The organism is Anaerostipes amylophilus (assembly GCF_025567365.1).
Classification (GTDB): Bacteria; Bacillota; Clostridia; order Lachnospirales; family Lachnospiraceae; genus Anaerostipes; species Anaerostipes amylophilus.
Window position 1 is genome coordinate 289,771 of the sequence record NZ_JAOQJG010000003.1, and the last position, 16,057, is coordinate 305,827.

Genomic DNA, 16,057 nt, shown 5'->3' on the forward strand with positions numbered 1-16,057 from the left:
ATGGATAAAAGAGTTTATGGTGTATTAGGAATTTCAGCAATTATGGCAAACTGGAATGCAGATTTTTCAGGATATCCAAAAACAATTACTAGTGGAGAAATATTTGGAAGTGATAAAGCTTTAAAATACCCAATGAAAAAAATGTGGGATGATCAGGGAGATAAGGTATTATACATTAAGTCCTTACGTTTTGAAAAAGGTAAAAAAGGTGCCACTTCATTAATTCCAAGAAGTTTAAAAGAAAGATATGAACAGTTATTTCAGGTAGAAGATTTAAAAAAGAATACGGATGTCAAAGAAGTTTTGGAAAATTTATTTCAAGCTGTTGATGTTAAGAATTTTGGAGCAACTTTTGCAGAAGCATCTGTTAATATATCGATTACAGGAGCAGTACAGTTTGGACAGGGATTTAATAAATACGAAGAATGTGAACCACAGGAACAGCCAATTCTTTCGCCTTTCAGAGATGCAACTAAAGCAACTGAAGAAAAAGGAGAGGCAAAAAATTCTACATTAGGAACAAAGATTGTAACTGATGAAGCGCATTATTTCTACCCCTTTGTAATAAATCCAGCTGCATATAGAGAATATATGGAACTTGGAGTTACTGAAGGTTATACAGAGGATGATTATAATAAATTTAAAGAAACAGCCTTAGTTTCTGCCACTTCTTATTCAACGAACGCAAAAGAAGGATGTGAAAATGAGTTTGCGATGTTTGTTGAAACAGAACCTCATTTATATTTACCAAATTTAACACAGTATATAACTTTTGAAAAAGGTGAAAACAAGAATACGATTCATATCTCTGCAGGAGAAGTATTAGCAACATTAAAAGAGCAGATTAAGGCAATTGAAATCTACTATAATCCAAGTACAACAGAAATTGCAGATGATTTAGAAGGAGCAAAATATTATCATATTGTTACACGAAAAGAGGTGTAATATATGAAAGCACTAAAATTTATCCTTTCGGGGAAAACAGCATTTTTTAAGGTACCGATGGTAAATTCAGTTTGCTATTTTACTTATGGAAATATTCATAAGCCAGCATTACTTGGAATGTTTGGAGCAATTTTAGGATATAAAGGATATGGTTATGAAATAACAGACTTTCCAGAATATTATGAGAAGCTAAAAGATGTAAAAATTTCAATTGTCCCAAATTCTGAGAATGGATATTTTAATAAGAAATTTCAACAATTTAATAATTCTGTAGGTTATGCATCTCAGGAACAAGGTGGAAATTTGATTGTAAAAGAACAATGGCTTGAAGGTCCATCTTGGACGATTTATATTATGTTGAATAATGATGAAAGTCAGAAATTAGCGAACATGATCATCCATAGCCAGTGTGTATATATTCCGTATTTAGGGAAAAATGATCATCCGGCAACAATAGAAAAAGCCGAATATGTGGAAGTTAAAAATGTTGATGCTGAGAATCTTACGATTCAGAGTTTAAGTCTTAGTGAATCATTAGATTTTGATCAAGATGAAATGGATTTTAAATATGAGGAATATTTACCATTAACATTGAATTTAGAAACAAATCATCATGAATTAAAGAAGTTTATATTAACGAATGCACCAGTTGAGGAGGCTTTTACAGAAATTTATGAAGATGGAGAAAAACATATTACCTTTTATTGAGTTAGAAGATGTTGCTTCGTTTAACTATCCTGTTTATGCACATATGAAAGAAAAAGATTGTATTACGATTTATGAGACGTTAGAAGAACATACGAATCGTTGCAAATATTATTTTGAAAGAATATTTTATCAAAAAGAACTTGATTGTGTGGTACGAAGATTTAGTGAAGCATTGGAGTTTAAAAACAAAAAAGCTGTTTATCGGTGGATGATTAAGTTGTTATGGCAGATGATCATATTTCATGATATTGGAAAATGTAACCCGAATTTTCAACGAAAAAAGATGAAAAATAATGATGATTCTATACCAGAAAGTTTGAAAGGACTTTCTGGTACAGAACATTCTTTTTTATCTTCTATTCTATATCTGGATTACTTTTTTGATTTATTAGAAAAAGAAGACGCATTTGATAAAAAAGAGAAAAAGAAAATGATGGTCATAATCTGGGAACATGCTTATATTATATCCAGGCATCATAGCGATTTAGAGTCACTTAACAGTTATGCAGAGTGTACGGACAGTCCAGAAAAAAGAGAATTGATTCATTTTTTGTCTGATCAGAATAAATTTCCAAAGATACAAAAACAGAATGAAAAGAATATTTTCAATGTTTTTAAGAAACATTATAGTGCAAAGAAGAACTTTGAAAAAGAAGAGAGCATACAAAAATATTTTTATTACAGACTTGCATATTCATTACTTGTAGCAAGTGATTATCATGCGACAACGGAATTTATGCAAGATATGAAAAAAGATGATTTGGCAGATGGATTATCAATTGCAGAATATGAAGAATCATATAAGAATTCAGATATTTCAAAGAGTATTCGCAACTATGAACATACAAAATATTTAGAGAAAGACAAACATCTTGAATCTATTACAGATATGAATGAACTTCGAAGTGAATTATTTCTTGATGCAGAAAAAGAATTAAATAAACATTTAGATAATGAGCTGTTTTTCTTAGAAGCTCCAACAGGAAGTGGAAAAAGTAATACAGCATTACAATTGAGTTTTCATTTAATGGGTGAACATGGAAAGAAGTTATTTTATATTTACCCATTTAATACGCTTGTTGAACAAAATATGAAAACATTGAGTGAGCTTTTCAAAGATAAGAAATTACAGGATCAAATTGTTGTGGTAAACTCATTGACACCGATTACAGTAAAAGAAAATATTAAAAATGAAGATTCTACGAATTATTATCAAGAAGCGTTATTGGATCGACAATTTTTGAATTACCCAATGATTTTATCAACGCATGTGAGTTTTTTTAATGTTTTATTTGGATCAAAAAAAGAAGATATTTTTGGATTTTATCAGCTAACAGATTCTGTAATTGTTCTGGATGAAATTCAGAGTTATCGTAATTATATTTGGACAGAGATTATTACAATGTTAAAATATTGTGCTTCGTTAATGGGTATGAAAATTATCATTATGTCAGCAACATTGCCTAATTTAGAAGTGTTAACAGACGAGAAAAATCAAGTAGTTCATTTAATGCAAAATCGAAATTTATATTTTGAACATCCGATTTTTAAGAACCGAGTCAAGATATCTTATGAGTTATTAGAAGATGATAAAATAACATATGAGAAATTGTTACAACACATTATTGAGAATAAGGAAAAACAACAAAAAATATTGGTTGAATTTATCAAAAAAGATTCAGCTTATACTTTTTATCAAATGCTGATAGAATCAAAAGAAATAGAATGTGATGTAAAATGTATTACAGGAGATGATTCTATTTATGAACGTGAAAAAATATTAAATCCAATAAAAAATGGAGAAATGAAAGACCTGATTTTAGTGGCAACGCAGGTAATAGAAGCAGGTGTTGATATTGATATGGATGTTGGTTATAAAAATATTTCCTTACTTGATAGTGAAGAACAGTTTTTAGGTCGTATTAATCGTTCATGTAAAAGAAAAGGAATGGCGTATTTTTTCTATATAGATTCATGGGAAAAAATTTATCAAAAGGATTTTCGTAAAAATCGTGAATTTACATTATGTGAAAGAAATATGCAGCAAATCTTGGAGAATAAACATTTTTATGATTATTATAATCAGGTTTTTAAACTACTCCGTAAAAACTTAAACGAAAATACTGATGGAAAAGGAATAGAAGATTTTTGGAATAATATTAATAAGTTAAACTTTTCTGAAATTGCGAAAAGAATGCAATTGATAGATGATAATAGTTGGAGCATGGATATTGTTTTGTGTCGTAGACTTGAATTAGAAGATGGAACTGTTTTAGATGGCGAAGAAGTTTGGAATGAATACAAAAATATATTGGAAGATTCAGATATGGAATATGCAAAAAAGCAGATAAAACTTTCGGTTGCTCGAAGCAATCTTAAATATTTTACATATAGAATCAAAAAAAATTCAGATTTAATATATAATGATATTTTAGGAGAACTTCGATGTATCTATGATGGAGAACAATATTTTGAAAACGGAAAGTTAAACAAAAAGTTGTTGGAACAATCAGGAGGATTATTTATTGATATTTAAAAGTACAAAATTTTACCAAGTGATTTCCAGAAAAAGTGTTAGAAATGGCTGAAATATGTACCTTTTTAGAAAAACAGTAAATTGAGGGGGCACTTGGAAAAAATAATGGAAAGGTACATAAAATCGTTGTTTTTTTAAAAAGACCATTAAAAAATGACGTAAAATCGTTGGTTAAACAATAACATGAGATGTTTTGAAATCGCCATAAAAATCGCTGATTTGATCTGCAATTTCGTTAAACAATAACATGAGATGTTTTGAAATATTCGATTCCTTCTGCTATTAAATAATCGTCCTGATGTTAAACAATAACATGAGATGTTTTGAAATAAAAAGCCGTTACTTTTTAATAAGCAACAACTTCTGTTAAACAATAACATGAGATGTTTTGAAATAGGATCTACGCAAAAAGCGTTGCAAGATATGCAGAGTTAAACAATAACATGAGATGTTTTGAAATAAGATAATAAACTGAATGATTAAGGAGTGATATTAGTTAAACAATAACATGAGATGTTTTGAAATATTATTATTATTCAGACGCTTACGTTTCAATCTCGTTAAACAATAACATGAGATGTTTTGAAATTAATTGATTGCTTTTCTGCATCCCAGAACCAATATCCGTTAAACAATAACATGAGATGTTTTGAAATAATATCTGTCTCTTATCAATCTCTTGCCGTTATCGTTAAACAATAACATGAGATGTTTTGAAATTGGGAGAGTCCGTTTAAAAAATTGACCGCTGATGAGTTAAACAATAACATGAGATGTTTTGAAATCCCATTGTTAAGCAAGATCCAGTTCACAAGCGTGAGTTAAACAATAACATGAGATGTTTTGAAATTTAACCCATAAAATGGTAAAGTATCAGCAAGATAATGTTAAACAATAACATGAGATGTTTTGAAATGATAACTTATTACCTGTAAAAGTATAAGTCATATTGTTAAACAATAACATGAGATGTTTTGAAATAAATCCGGACTTTCACATTCGACAGGAACATTAAAGTTAAACAATAACATGAGATGTTTTGAAATCAAAATGAGTGTGAATTTGAGGAAAAGAAAATGGAGGTTAAACAATAACATGAGATGTTTTGAAATTAATTACATAACTCCTTTTTTCTTATCTAAAGATAGTTAAACAATAACATGAGATGTTTTGAAATCACTTTTATATTTAGGCGGTCTGCCACCTGCTCCCAGTTAAACAATAACATGAGATGTTTTGAAATAAAGAAAAATTTATGAAAAGAAATGCTTTGAACAGGTTAAACAATAACATGAGATGTTTTGAAATCTAGATAGGACCCGACAATTCCCTAAATTAATAAGTTAAACAATAACATGAGATGTTTTGAAATTCATACAAATATAATTTGGTTGGTCCTGCTGCCTGGTTAAACAATAACATGAGATGTTTTGAAATGATATAATTCCACGAAGTTTATCTGTTCTAATCACGTTAAACAATAACATGAGATGTTTTGAAATATATATAATACATTCAATCTTCCAGATGATATTTTGTTAAACAATAACATGAGATGTTTTGAAATAAGTAGAAGTAGTTAAAAAAGGAGCTTCGTGGACGGTTAAACAATAACATGAGATGTTTTGAAATTCAACATCACTGCATCGTGTGTTGCCTGGTACATGGTCAAACAATAACATGAGATGTTTTGAAATAGTAAACGCCTCTTATTGGCATCTGAGACTTTCGTTAAACAATAACATGAGATGTTTTGAAATCAATATTGGATCAGTACGTTCTTGTCCACGTTCTCCCGTTAAACAATAACATGAGATGTTTTGAAATAAGAGTGAACTTGTTAGCTTTATTGAACGTGAAATGTTAAACAATAACATGAGATGTTTTGAAATAGAATAAAGCAACATTAGTAGCATTGGCTTCTTCCGTTAAACAATAACATGAGATGTTTTGAAATAAGTCCCAGAGATGAATCCCTGAGACTCCTAATCTTGTTAAACAATAACATAAATTTATAAGCACATTTGATTAATTTCTAATTTTAAGGAGGAGTCTATGAGAGTTAATGGAACATTAATCAATTATTATTTCCATTGTAAAAGACAGTGTTATTTACATGGAAATAGGTTGAATCTTGAAGATAATAGTGAAATCGTACAAATTGGAAAGGCAATTCATGAAGAACGATTACAAAGTTCGAACAGTGAAATAGCAATTGAAAATATTAAATTAGATAAATTAACAAAAGAGTATTTAACAGAGGTAAAAAAATCAGATGCTGATGTAGAAGCAGCAAAATGGCAATTATTATATTACCTAAGTGTTTTAAAAAATAAAGGAATTTATCGAAAAGGGAAACTAGAATTTGTTGAAAAAAACAAATCTAATAAAAAAGTAGTAATTTTGGAATTAACAGAGAAGAGGGAAAATGAATTAAAGAAAATTATTGAATCAATAGAAAAACTTTTAAATTGTCAAGACATACCAGAACGTCTTAATAAAAGTGGATGTAAAAAATGTGCATATTATGAGTATTGTTACATATGAAAGAAGGGGTAATATGGGAAGTACAAGATATATTATGTCAATGGGAGAATTATCAAGGAAAGACAATTCTATATGCTTTCGAAAAAATGGTAAAAATGTATACATTCCAATTGAAAATACAAAGGAATTATTTTGTTTAAATGAAGTATCATTGAATTCAAAATTGTTGGATTTTTTAAGTCAAAATCATGTAATTGTACATTTTTTTAATTATTATGGTATGTATAGTGGAACTTTTTATCCAAAAGATCAATATTTAAGTGGGAGATTGTTAGTTGCCCAAGTAAATAAGTATCAAACAGATCGATTAAAAATCGCACAGGCTATTGTGAAAGTAATTGGAGATAATATAGCAGAAATTTTATATCATTATTATAAACATAATAAAAAGGAAGTAAAAGAAACAATTGATTGGTTGCGAAAGGACTTTGTAGAAAATATTTTGAAATCTCAAACAATAGAAGAGCTTATGAGCTATGAAGGACAAGCATGGGCTAAATTTTATGCCACATTTAAGTACTTCTTACCAGAAGATTTTATTATGAATAAACGAGTAAAAAGGCCACCAGATAATCCGATGAATGCATTGATTTCATTTGGAAATACACTTTTATATGCTAAAACTGTATCAGCAATTTATAGAACACATTTAGATCAAAGAATTAGTTTTCTACATGAACCGGCTGAAAGGAGATTTTCATTAAGCTTAGATATAAGTGAGGTATTTAAACCAATTATTGTATTCAAAACGATTTTTGAGTTAGTTAATAATCGAAGAATACAAGTAGAGAAACATTTTGAAAAAAGCGTCAATTATTGCTTGTTAAATGATGAAGGTAGAAAAATATTTATTGAAGCATTTGAAAAAAGAATGGATACAACGTTTATGCATCCGAAACTGAAACGTAAGGTGACCTATCGTACGGCAATTAAATTAGATTGTTATAAATTGATAAAATATATTTTAGAAGATCAGGAATTCGTTCCATTTTCATTGAAAGAGGGTGTATAATAAGTGAATGTAGTTAAAAATTATAATTATGCATTTTTATTTTATGATGTAAATGAAAAAAGAGTCCAAAAAGTATTTAAAATATGCAAAAAATATTTATCGCATTTTCAATATTCAGTTTTTAGGGGTGAAATTACACCATCTAATATGATACTTTTGTCCAACGAATTAAAAAAAGTTATAAAAAAAGATGAAGATTTTGTTTGTATAATAAAATTAAAAAATGATAATGTATTTGGTGAGGAAATATTGGGGTGTCCACGTAAAGATATTGGGGAAAGTTTGATACTTTAAGAATAAATTTTAACAGAATAGACTACGAACTCTTATAAATTTCATTCATTATGCAAAGAATATGGATATAGAGTATGAGAAATTATGTAAAAGTTAGGATGTGAGTGAGAAATGTTAACACTTGAATTGTTAGAGATTACAGAAACAATAGTAAAATATAAATATTACCCAGAAGCGTTTTGTTCCGGCAAAAGTTGAGATCGAGGAACATCGTATCGGAGTCTATGCAGATAAAAAAGATGAACATATGGTAAGAGCACCGCATCCAAAGGCGTTGCTGCATGGAAGTCTTGTGTCACCATCTCTTGGAGCAGCGGTCATGAACGGAAAATATGTCAATGCCGTTCCATTGTATCGACTGGAAAAAGAATTCGAACGTTATAGACTGGCAATCAGCCGTGCTAACATGGCAAACTGGATGATACGGTTAAGTGAAGAATATCTTTCTGTATTTTATGATCATCTGCATCGGAAGATCTATGATTTCGATGTGATAGGTGCGGATGAAACGCCAGTGGAAGTAAACAAGGACGGACGACCAGCCGGAAGTAAGAGCTATATATGGGTATATCGTTCTGGAGGGATCAGCAGCATACATCATATCGTACTTTACGAATATCAGAAGACAAGAAATGCATCACATCCTATAAGATTTCTGAAAGATTATGAAGGAATCTGTGTAACAGACGGATATCAGGTATATCATAGTGCTGAAAAGACACTGGAACATGTAACGATCGCAGGATGCTGGGTGCACGCCAGAAGATATTTTGACGAGGCATTAAAGATCATCCCCCCAAGCTGTCAGATCCAAGTCGTGGGGATATCTGGTAATGAAACAGATCCAAGCGATCTATCGGGAAGAAGGGAAGCTTAAGGATCTGAAAACCGAAGAAAGATTAAAGCAGCGTCAGTTGGTGATCAAGCCACTGGTAGATGCTTTGTTTGCATACGCAAAACAGCATCAGGTTCCGGTCGGGATACAGGGAAAACTTGCCAGAGCAGTGACATATCTGTTAAATCAGGAAAAGTATCTGCGGGCATTTCTGGAAAATGGGGAAGTGCCGATGGATAACAATGCAAGTGAACGTGCGATCTGTGGATTCTGTATTGGGAGAAAGAACTGGCAATTGATCGATACGATCCGTGGAGCTGAGAATTCAGCGATCATCTATAGTATTGCAGAAACAGCCAAAGCAAATGATCTGAAACCATATGAATATTTTGAACATTTGCTGACAGAGATTCCAAAACATATGGAAGATACCGATCGTTCATTTTTAGATGACTTACTTCTGTGGTCAGAAAAGTTACCAAAAGAGATCAAAAAGACAAACAAGAGGTCATGAAAAAATGATCTTTTGTTTGTCTAGGTACGTGCTATTGTGCGTTTACTATTAAACAACTAAATGGGTCAGGTAAAATTCACGGTGCAATTATTGATGTAGATAATATGTATATAGAGTTATCACTATGCCATTTATATATTAATCCATATGATGGTAAAATAACGCCTTATTATGCAGAAGATAAGGGATCACGACATGTATATAAAAATTTTGAAATGATGATTAAAAATCATATTGAATGTAAGTATGTATTAGAGGAATATAAAAAATTAAAAAAGATTTCTGTAAAAGAGAATAAAAGGTTACCGAAATGTTTTATTGAGGATAGTTTTGATGCTAATATAACGGATGAATGGATTCAGAATGAAGATAAAATATATAGATTGTCAAATCAGATTTTAAATATGCAATATTGCGTAAATAAAAAAGTTGTTAGATTTTGGAAAGCAGAAATTTTAAATTGGAATGAATCAGAAAAAATTGAAGGAAGATTTTTGGAGGGATAAAAATAAAATAGGACTATGTATATCTAGATAGTATACGTACACTATGATATACTATATTACATAAATAAACGATAAAAATAGGAGAGAGATTATACAATGGCAATAGTAAAAAAATATGCAAAAGAACTATATGCTAAGGAAGTAGTAATGAAAGCAGCATATATGTTTACCGATTGTGCATACCTACATCTAGATGTTGATACAGAAAATTATTTGATTTCTATGCAGTCAAAAACCAATCAATCAGAAGAAACATTATTAAATCGTTTTGAAAATGAATTGATTGTACAGCAAGCAAGATATATGGTAACAAAAGATACAAAAAATATACGAGAAATGATAGTGGCGAGAGCATTGTCTTCAACGATTGTAAATTTAGTCAAGGAAGAAGAAATTCCTCAAAATAAATATAATGCAAATGATATATTAACAGATTGGTATGATGCAAATGAAGAATAAATTAGTATTAAATAAAGAATTATACTCTTACAGCTATATAGGTCAAGCAATAATGGTTTATAAAAGGTTAACTGATATTTCTGTAATAGAAGATGAAAAATATTGGATTTGTGAGTTTGATAATTGCAAATATGGAATTGCTCGAACAAAAAAAGAGTTTGAAAACTATTTGATCCAATTATGGAATCAGGGCAGAGGTATGTAATGATTATTTGTGAAACATTATTGATTTCTATTATAGGAATTTTAGGATTCTATGTAACGGTGACAGATATAAAACATGGAATTATTCAGAATAAAAGGCTATTGCAGGCAGGAATAATTGGATTTTTTATTAACATAGTATATTATTCCAGATTTGCATATGGATTTCTTCAAGTATATATAAGCAATTTAATCATCATGTCAATTTTAGCAGTTGCATTGTATATGATTCATTTTTGGGCAGCAGGAGATAGTAAATTATTAATAGTATTAATGTTTTTATTTCCAGCAAGATTCTATGATTTTGGGAAGCAAGTAATTGCACCGGGAATATATGGTTTTATTTTAATTTTTTTATTAGCATATGTGTATGTGTTAGGGGATACGATAATACAAAAATTAAAGCAAGCACAAAAAATTCAATATAGAACGATAAATCGACAATTTATATTTGTATTTATAAAGAGTTACATTGTAAGTTTTATATATTTAAATTTGTTCAGTCAGGTAATCCGATTGATTTTTAAAAATTTTTATTTCAGTAATCAGGTAATATTTATGATCATGAATATATTTCTGGTAATCTGGATTCAAAATGTTCAGTGGTTAAAAAAAATCGGATTAATTATAATAGCATTTGCAATTGATATTATTCTGACCATAAAATTTTATGTACCGGGGAATATACAGTGGAAAAGTTATACAGTTTTATTTTTAGCTTTATTTTTACGTCATATTATGAGTGGGTATAATTATCAGGAGATTCCTACAAAAAATGTTGAAAAAGGAATGGTATTATCATATGTTACGTTAGCTAAATTTCTTCCGTCCAGAGTGAAAGGATTACCGAAACAAGGTGGCGAAGATATGAGATATAGAATAACTGAAGATGAAATGAATGCTATAAAACGATGGGAAAGTAGTAAATACGGAGAAGATACAATTATTATTGTTAGAAAGATCCCGTTTGCAATATTTATTGTAGCTGGAATCTTGTTACTATTTATAATAAGGATTTTAAGATAATGAAAGTAGAAGATAAAGAACAAAATAGAGAAGAGTATTTAAAGGACGTAGATATTTTTGTTACAAATCGTTGTAATTCTAATTGTATCATGTGTCCGTTGTCAGAGACAGTTAGAAGAAAGTCAGATAATGGGCGGATTGAAGAAATATTTCAACAGATAAAAGAATTACCAGAGAATGTTGAATATGTTAATGTAACAGGTGGTGAGCCAACGCTAGTTGGACAAGCTTTTTTCGAAATAATGGATAAATTAAAAATGAAATTTCAAAATTCAGGATTTCAATTATTAACAAATGGGAGATCAGCAGCGGATTTTGATTTTTTAATACAGTTATTGCCACATTTACCATACGGAATTCGCTGGGCAATTCCACTACATGCATCAAATGCAATGTTACATGATCAGATTACAAGGACAAAAGGAAGTTTTGAGCAAACAGATCAAGGAATAAAAAATTTATTAATGTGTCAGCAAAAGGTTGAAATCCGCATTGTTGTTTCAAAAAAGAATTTGTCAGACTTATTGAATATTGCGAAATATATTGTTCAACAATATCAGGGAGTATTTTGTGTGAATTTTATTGCAATGGAAATGATGGGATGTGCAGCAGTTCATAAAGACGAATTATGGGTTGATTATCCAATAGTGTTTAAAAAAATGAAATCTGCAATTGATTGTTTGATCAGTCATGGAATAGATGTACAATTATATAATTTTCCACTTTGCGCAGTAGAACGTGGATATTGGCACATTGCAGTAAAGAGCATTACAGATTATAAAATCAGATATATGCCTGAATGTGATCAATGTAAAGTTAAAGATATATGTGGCGGATTTTTCTATTCAACAAAGCAAGTTATGAAACCGAGTGTAACACCGATAGGATAAATTATGAAGAACAATTATTTTAATTTTAAACAATGGAAAGATAAAATGTTATTAACAAATGAGCAAGGAAGATACATTTTATTGGGAAAAAGAGATTTTTTGAATTTGGTAAATAAACGATATGATTTATTATCGAAAGAAATATTACAAACATTGAAAGATCGTTTTTTCATATATGATATAGATGAGGATGTATTTATCGAAAAAGTAGCGAATGCATATAGAGATAATAAGCAATATTTGTTTTCAGCAACTTCACTACATATTTTTGTTATGACAAATGCATGCAATATGTGTTGCGTTTACTGTCAGGCACAAGATTCGGCTCAAGAGAAAAAAGGAAAGATGCAAGAGATGACAGCTAAGGCTGCTGTTGATATAGCATTACAATCACCAAATGAATATTTAACATTTGAATTTCAAGGAGGAGAACCACTTCTTAATTTTGAAACAATAAAATATATTGTGGAATACAGTGAGCAAAATAAAAATCATAAACAAATACAATATTCACTAGTTACAAATACACTCCTTCTGAATGAAGAAATGATACAATTTTTTAAGAAATATGATGTATCAATTTCAACTTCATTAGATGGTTGTAAAGAAGTTCATAACAGTAACAGACCTAAAATAGACGGGGATGGTACCTATGATTATGTTAGCAGAAATATAAAGTGGTTACAAAGCAATGATATTCAAGTAGGTGCAATTGAAACAACAACAAAAATTAGTTTGAAAAATGCAGAGAAGATCATAGAAACTTATCATAACTTAGGATTAAATCATTTATTTATTCGACCATTAACACCATTAGGATATGCAAAAGAGCATTGGGCGGAAATAGGATATGAACCGGAAGAATTTTTGAAATTTTATAAACAATGTATTTTAATTTTATTAGAGCATAATCGAAATGGAATTCGAATGTCGGAAGGTCATGCAAGAATATTTCTAAAGAAAATTTTGACGGGTTATTCAGAAAATTATATGGAATTAAGATCACCATGCGGAGCAGGAATTGGACAGATGGCATATTATTATGATGGTAATATATACACATGTGATGAAGGTCGAATGGTAGCAGAAATGGGAGATCAAATGTTCCACTTAGGAAATGTTAATTATAGTACATACGATGATTTAATGGAGAATAGGGTATGTAAGGTCACTTGTCAGGCATCCGTATTAGAAAGTTTGCCAGGATGTTGCGACTGCGTGTATCATCCATATTGTGGAGTATGTCCAGTTATATCATATGCTTCAGATAATAGTATTTATGCAAGGGAATCCAATGTATATCGATGCAAAATATATAAAGGAATTTTAGACATTCTATTTGAAATATTATTTGAGGAACCAGATGCAGAAGACATTTTAAAAACGTGGATTTGAAAGGAGAAAGTATGGAAAAGAGAGAAAAGAAATTTCTGATTGCGGGAATTATATTTTCGGTGATAATGATTGTATTTTCATATACAGCAATTACATCGAAAAATGGAGAACAAGCAGAAATATCAAAAGGTTCTGTTCAGTATCAAGAGACAAAATCACAAATTTCTATTGGAGAAACAATAAATAATAAATTAGAAGGAAGTGGAATTCAAAGGTCTAAATCAGGAAATATCTACAGTGGGAATTTTGAAAATGGTAAGAAAAATGGAAAAGGTGAGTATACTTACCAAAACGGTTCTACGTATAAAGGCACATTTGAAAATAGTTGTTTTAAAGATGGTGAACTTATATTAAAAGATGAACAAGGAGTATTTGAAATTCAGATAAAGGATGGAAAAATTGAGGGAAAAGTAAAAGCAGAACTTATAAATGGAGATTCTTATAAGGGAAATCTTGCAAATGGAAAATTTAATGGAGAATGCGAAATTACATACTCTGGTGGAGATACCTATATTGGGACAGTAAAAGATGATTTGAAAAGTGGCGAGGGTACTTATCAATGGTCAGAAACAGGAGATTCTTATACGGGTAATTGGAAAAAGGATAAGATGAATGGAAAAGGAACTTATTATTATAGTTGGAATGAATATCCATATTTAAAAGGTGACTTTTCAAATAATAAGCCGAAAGGTACATGTACATATTATAAATCTAAAAAGACACATTTTAACACATATTGGAAAAAAGGAACATGTGTTAAAGCAGCATATTAAGGAGAAAAAGTATGGAAGAACATTTATTCCCGGAAATAAAAAAGTCAATAGAAGATTTTATATATGAAGAAGAGGGAAATATCACACGAAATAAAGTTATTGCAATGGGAACAATGATGTTGATTTTAAGTTTGATGATGTATGATGAAGTTTTTGCGGCTCATAGATCACATAGTTCTCACAGTTCACATTCCTCACATAGTTCAGGAAGTGGAGGAGGAATACATGGAAGCCATGAAAGTCATGTTTCTCATTCTAGTCATGTCTCATCATCTGGACATAGTAGCCATGGATCGCATAACAACAGCCACGGATCTCATAATAATAGTACATATAGTAATCATGCAGCTTCAAAATCAGCAACAACAGCGGCTCCGAAAGTGGTAAAACCTAAAGTGCCAGATGTAAAATTAGATGATGTATCAAATATTTTAACACCAAATGCTAATAAAGTAAGTGATATTGGAAATACAGTGAATGCAGCCATTAGTGCGCCACAAGAAATACAGGAGTAGTTTATGGGTATAAAAAAATTTGTTAAAAAGATAGTTGCAATTCTTATAACGTTATTTATTGTTTTAATCTATGCCGTAGGGGAACCTAAAATGCAGAAATATGCATTAGTGTTAATGGCAATTTATACAGTTATGGCAGTAATTTATTGGATTAAACAAGTACGTTTTGAAACAGTTATATTTATTATATCTACAATAGTTATATTTGGCGTATTAACAGTTATACTTCCATCTTCAAAGGATAAAAATAGTGTGATAAAGACAGATAAGATCATACTGTCAAAAAAAGGAACTTTATATCGTGAAAACAAAAAGACGAAAAAGAAAGTTAAATTAGCAGATAATATTCAAAAATATTATTTAGGAGATCGAATTGTGGTACAAAATAGTACACAGATTATATCTTTATCATATGATGGAAAAGATATTCTAGAAGTAAAGAAAAACGCAATATTGAAAGGATATAATGACGAAACAGTTTATTACACGAAATTAAAAGAAGAACAAAATAGTTCTACTAAAAAATTCACATTATATAAAATGAATTTGGATACGATGGAAGAAGAGAAAGATATGCAGAGTGATAAATATATTAGATCTGTGACATTTAAAGATGGAGAAAAGGAGATAAAATCTATAGAAGAATAGTAACGCTATTTTAAATAAAGACAAAGGGGGAGAGTGTAATGAAATTTGGAATGAGAAAACCTAGTATTAAAAAATCAATAAGCGCCAGAACAAAAGGAAAGGCAAAAAGGGCTGTGAAAAAAGCAGTAATTCCTGGCTATGGAAAGAAGGGGACAGGATGGGTAAAAGATCCTAAGAAGGCTGCTTACAATAAGGTTTATAATAAGACTAGTTTTAGTTTTTGGGACTTGTTTAAATAAACTGGATACTA

16 protein-coding genes, 1 pseudogene and 1 CRISPR repeat array are annotated in these 16,057 nt (G+C 30.0%); all 17 genes and pseudogenes read left to right on the plus strand.

What is annotated here, in order from left to right; genetic code table 11:
• The 17 genes and pseudogenes from OCV53_RS05855 (at window position 1) to OCV53_RS05940 (ending at window position 16,046) form a co-directional block, all read left to right on the plus strand.
• A complete protein-coding gene (locus OCV53_RS05855; protein WP_055197070.1) occupies window positions 1-945 on the plus strand; it encodes a type I CRISPR-associated protein Cas7 in 945 nt (314 codons plus the stop codon).
• 3 nt (window positions 946-948) lie between these two features.
• On the plus strand, window positions 949-1,653 hold the full coding sequence (gene cas5b, locus OCV53_RS05860; RefSeq protein WP_055197072.1) for a type I-B CRISPR-associated protein Cas5b: 705 nt from the start codon (window positions 949-951) through the stop codon (window positions 1,651-1,653).
• Window positions 1,625-4,189 carry a CRISPR-associated helicase Cas3' gene (gene cas3 / locus OCV53_RS05865; RefSeq protein WP_172674549.1) on the plus strand — a complete coding sequence of 855 codons (2,565 nt, stop codon included), beginning with the start codon at window positions 1,625-1,627 and terminating at the stop codon, window positions 4,187-4,189. The genes cas5b and cas3 overlap by 29 nt, the downstream gene beginning before the upstream one ends.
• Window positions 4,190-4,359: 170 nt before the next feature.
• Window positions 4,360-6,146: a CRISPR direct-repeat array (repeat unit 30 nt; unit sequence GTTAAACAATAACATGAGATGTTTTGAAAT).
• Window positions 6,147-6,244: 98 nt separating this feature from the next.
• Window positions 6,245-6,736, plus strand: coding sequence for a CRISPR-associated protein Cas4 (locus OCV53_RS05870; protein WP_055197076.1), 492 nt, complete (start codon window positions 6,245-6,247; stop codon window positions 6,734-6,736).
• Window positions 6,737-6,749: 13 nt separating this feature from the next.
• A complete protein-coding gene (gene cas1b / locus OCV53_RS05875) occupies window positions 6,750-7,748 on the plus strand; it encodes a type I-B CRISPR-associated endonuclease Cas1b (protein WP_055197078.1) in 999 nt (332 codons plus the stop codon).
• Window positions 7,749-7,751: 3 nt separating this feature from the next.
• On the plus strand, window positions 7,752-8,042 hold the full coding sequence (cas2, locus tag OCV53_RS05880) for a CRISPR-associated endonuclease Cas2 (protein ID WP_055197079.1): 291 nt from the start codon (window positions 7,752-7,754) through the stop codon (window positions 8,040-8,042).
• A 178-nt stretch (window positions 8,043-8,220) separates the two neighbouring features.
• A pseudogene (gene tnpC / locus OCV53_RS12590) lies at window positions 8,221-9,391 on the plus strand (IS66 family transposase); the annotation flags it as partial.
• 104 nt (window positions 9,392-9,495) lie between these two features.
• Entirely contained in the window at window positions 9,496-9,897 is a 402-nt protein-coding gene (locus OCV53_RS05895; protein WP_055197082.1) for a hypothetical protein, read from the plus strand.
• 96 nt (window positions 9,898-9,993) lie between these two features.
• The gene (gene hxsD, locus OCV53_RS05900; RefSeq protein WP_055197083.1) at window positions 9,994-10,356 is read left to right on the plus strand and encodes a His-Xaa-Ser system protein HxsD; all 363 of its coding nucleotides are present in this window, start codon (window positions 9,994-9,996) and stop codon (window positions 10,354-10,356) included.
• Window positions 10,337-10,561: an HxsD-like protein gene (locus OCV53_RS05905; protein WP_262568550.1), complete on the plus strand. Its 225-nt coding sequence runs from the start codon at window positions 10,337-10,339 to the stop codon at window positions 10,559-10,561. Before hxsD ends, OCV53_RS05905 begins: the two co-directional genes overlap by 20 nt.
• Window positions 10,561-11,586 (plus strand): A24 family peptidase, encoded by a 1,026-nt coding sequence (locus OCV53_RS05910; RefSeq protein WP_055197087.1) that lies wholly within the window; start codon window positions 10,561-10,563, stop codon window positions 11,584-11,586. The genes OCV53_RS05905 and OCV53_RS05910 overlap by 1 nt, the downstream gene beginning before the upstream one ends.
• Window positions 11,586-12,476 (plus strand): His-Xaa-Ser system radical SAM maturase HxsC, encoded by an 891-nt coding sequence (gene hxsC, locus OCV53_RS05915; protein ID WP_055197089.1) that lies wholly within the window; start codon window positions 11,586-11,588, stop codon window positions 12,474-12,476. Before OCV53_RS05910 ends, hxsC begins: the two co-directional genes overlap by 1 nt.
• A gap of 3 nt (window positions 12,477-12,479) precedes the next feature.
• A complete protein-coding gene (gene hxsB, locus OCV53_RS05920) occupies window positions 12,480-13,871 on the plus strand; it encodes a His-Xaa-Ser system radical SAM maturase HxsB (RefSeq protein WP_055197090.1) in 1,392 nt (463 codons plus the stop codon).
• Window positions 13,872-13,882: 11 nt separating this feature from the next.
• Complete coding sequence (locus tag OCV53_RS05925; RefSeq protein WP_055197092.1) at window positions 13,883-14,644, plus strand: MORN repeat-containing protein; 762 nt, start codon at window positions 13,883-13,885, stop codon at window positions 14,642-14,644.
• A gap of 11 nt (window positions 14,645-14,655) precedes the next feature.
• On the plus strand, window positions 14,656-15,159 hold the full coding sequence (gene hxsA3, locus OCV53_RS05930; protein ID WP_055197094.1) for a His-Xaa-Ser repeat protein HxsA3: 504 nt from the start codon (window positions 14,656-14,658) through the stop codon (window positions 15,157-15,159).
• 3 nt (window positions 15,160-15,162) lie between these two features.
• Complete coding sequence (locus OCV53_RS05935) at window positions 15,163-15,807, plus strand: hypothetical protein (protein WP_055197096.1); 645 nt, start codon at window positions 15,163-15,165, stop codon at window positions 15,805-15,807.
• Between the two features lie 38 nt (window positions 15,808-15,845).
• A complete protein-coding gene (locus OCV53_RS05940) occupies window positions 15,846-16,046 on the plus strand; it encodes a hypothetical protein (protein ID WP_055197098.1) in 201 nt (66 codons plus the stop codon).
• Window positions 16,047-16,057 lie beyond the last annotated feature (11 nt).

Bases quoted from the DNA above. Each gene is read 5' to 3' on its own strand.
- OCV53_RS05895 (WP_055197082.1), top strand. From the start codon at position 9,496: ATGTATATAGAGTTATCACTATGCCATTTATATATTAATCCATATGAT.
- OCV53_RS05940 (WP_055197098.1), top strand. From the start codon at position 15,846: ATGAAATTTGGAATGAGAAAACCTAGTATTAAAAAATCAATAAGCGCC.
- cas1b (WP_055197078.1), top strand. From the start codon at position 6,750: ATGGGAAGTACAAGATATATTATGTCAATGGGAGAATTATCAAGGAAA.
- OCV53_RS05910 (WP_055197087.1), top strand. From the start codon at position 10,561: ATGATTATTTGTGAAACATTATTGATTTCTATTATAGGAATTTTAGGA.
- hxsB (WP_055197090.1), top strand. From the start codon at position 12,480: ATGAAGAACAATTATTTTAATTTTAAACAATGGAAAGATAAAATGTTA.
- OCV53_RS05870 (WP_055197076.1), top strand. From the start codon at position 6,245: ATGAGAGTTAATGGAACATTAATCAATTATTATTTCCATTGTAAAAGA.
- hxsA3 (WP_055197094.1), top strand. From the start codon at position 14,656: ATGGAAGAACATTTATTCCCGGAAATAAAAAAGTCAATAGAAGATTTT.
- cas5b (WP_055197072.1), top strand. From the start codon at position 949: ATGAAAGCACTAAAATTTATCCTTTCGGGGAAAACAGCATTTTTTAAG.
- OCV53_RS05925 (WP_055197092.1), top strand. From the start codon at position 13,883: ATGGAAAAGAGAGAAAAGAAATTTCTGATTGCGGGAATTATATTTTCG.
- OCV53_RS05855 (WP_055197070.1), top strand. From the start codon at position 1: ATGGATAAAAGAGTTTATGGTGTATTAGGAATTTCAGCAATTATGGCA.
- cas3 (WP_172674549.1), top strand. From the start codon at position 1,625: ATGGAGAAAAACATATTACCTTTTATTGAGTTAGAAGATGTTGCTTCG.
- hxsD (WP_055197083.1), top strand. From the start codon at position 9,994: ATGGCAATAGTAAAAAAATATGCAAAAGAACTATATGCTAAGGAAGTA.
- hxsC (WP_055197089.1), top strand. From the start codon at position 11,586: ATGAAAGTAGAAGATAAAGAACAAAATAGAGAAGAGTATTTAAAGGAC.
- OCV53_RS05905 (WP_262568550.1), top strand. From the start codon at position 10,337: ATGATGCAAATGAAGAATAAATTAGTATTAAATAAAGAATTATACTCT.
- OCV53_RS05935 (WP_055197096.1), top strand. From the start codon at position 15,163: ATGGGTATAAAAAAATTTGTTAAAAAGATAGTTGCAATTCTTATAACG.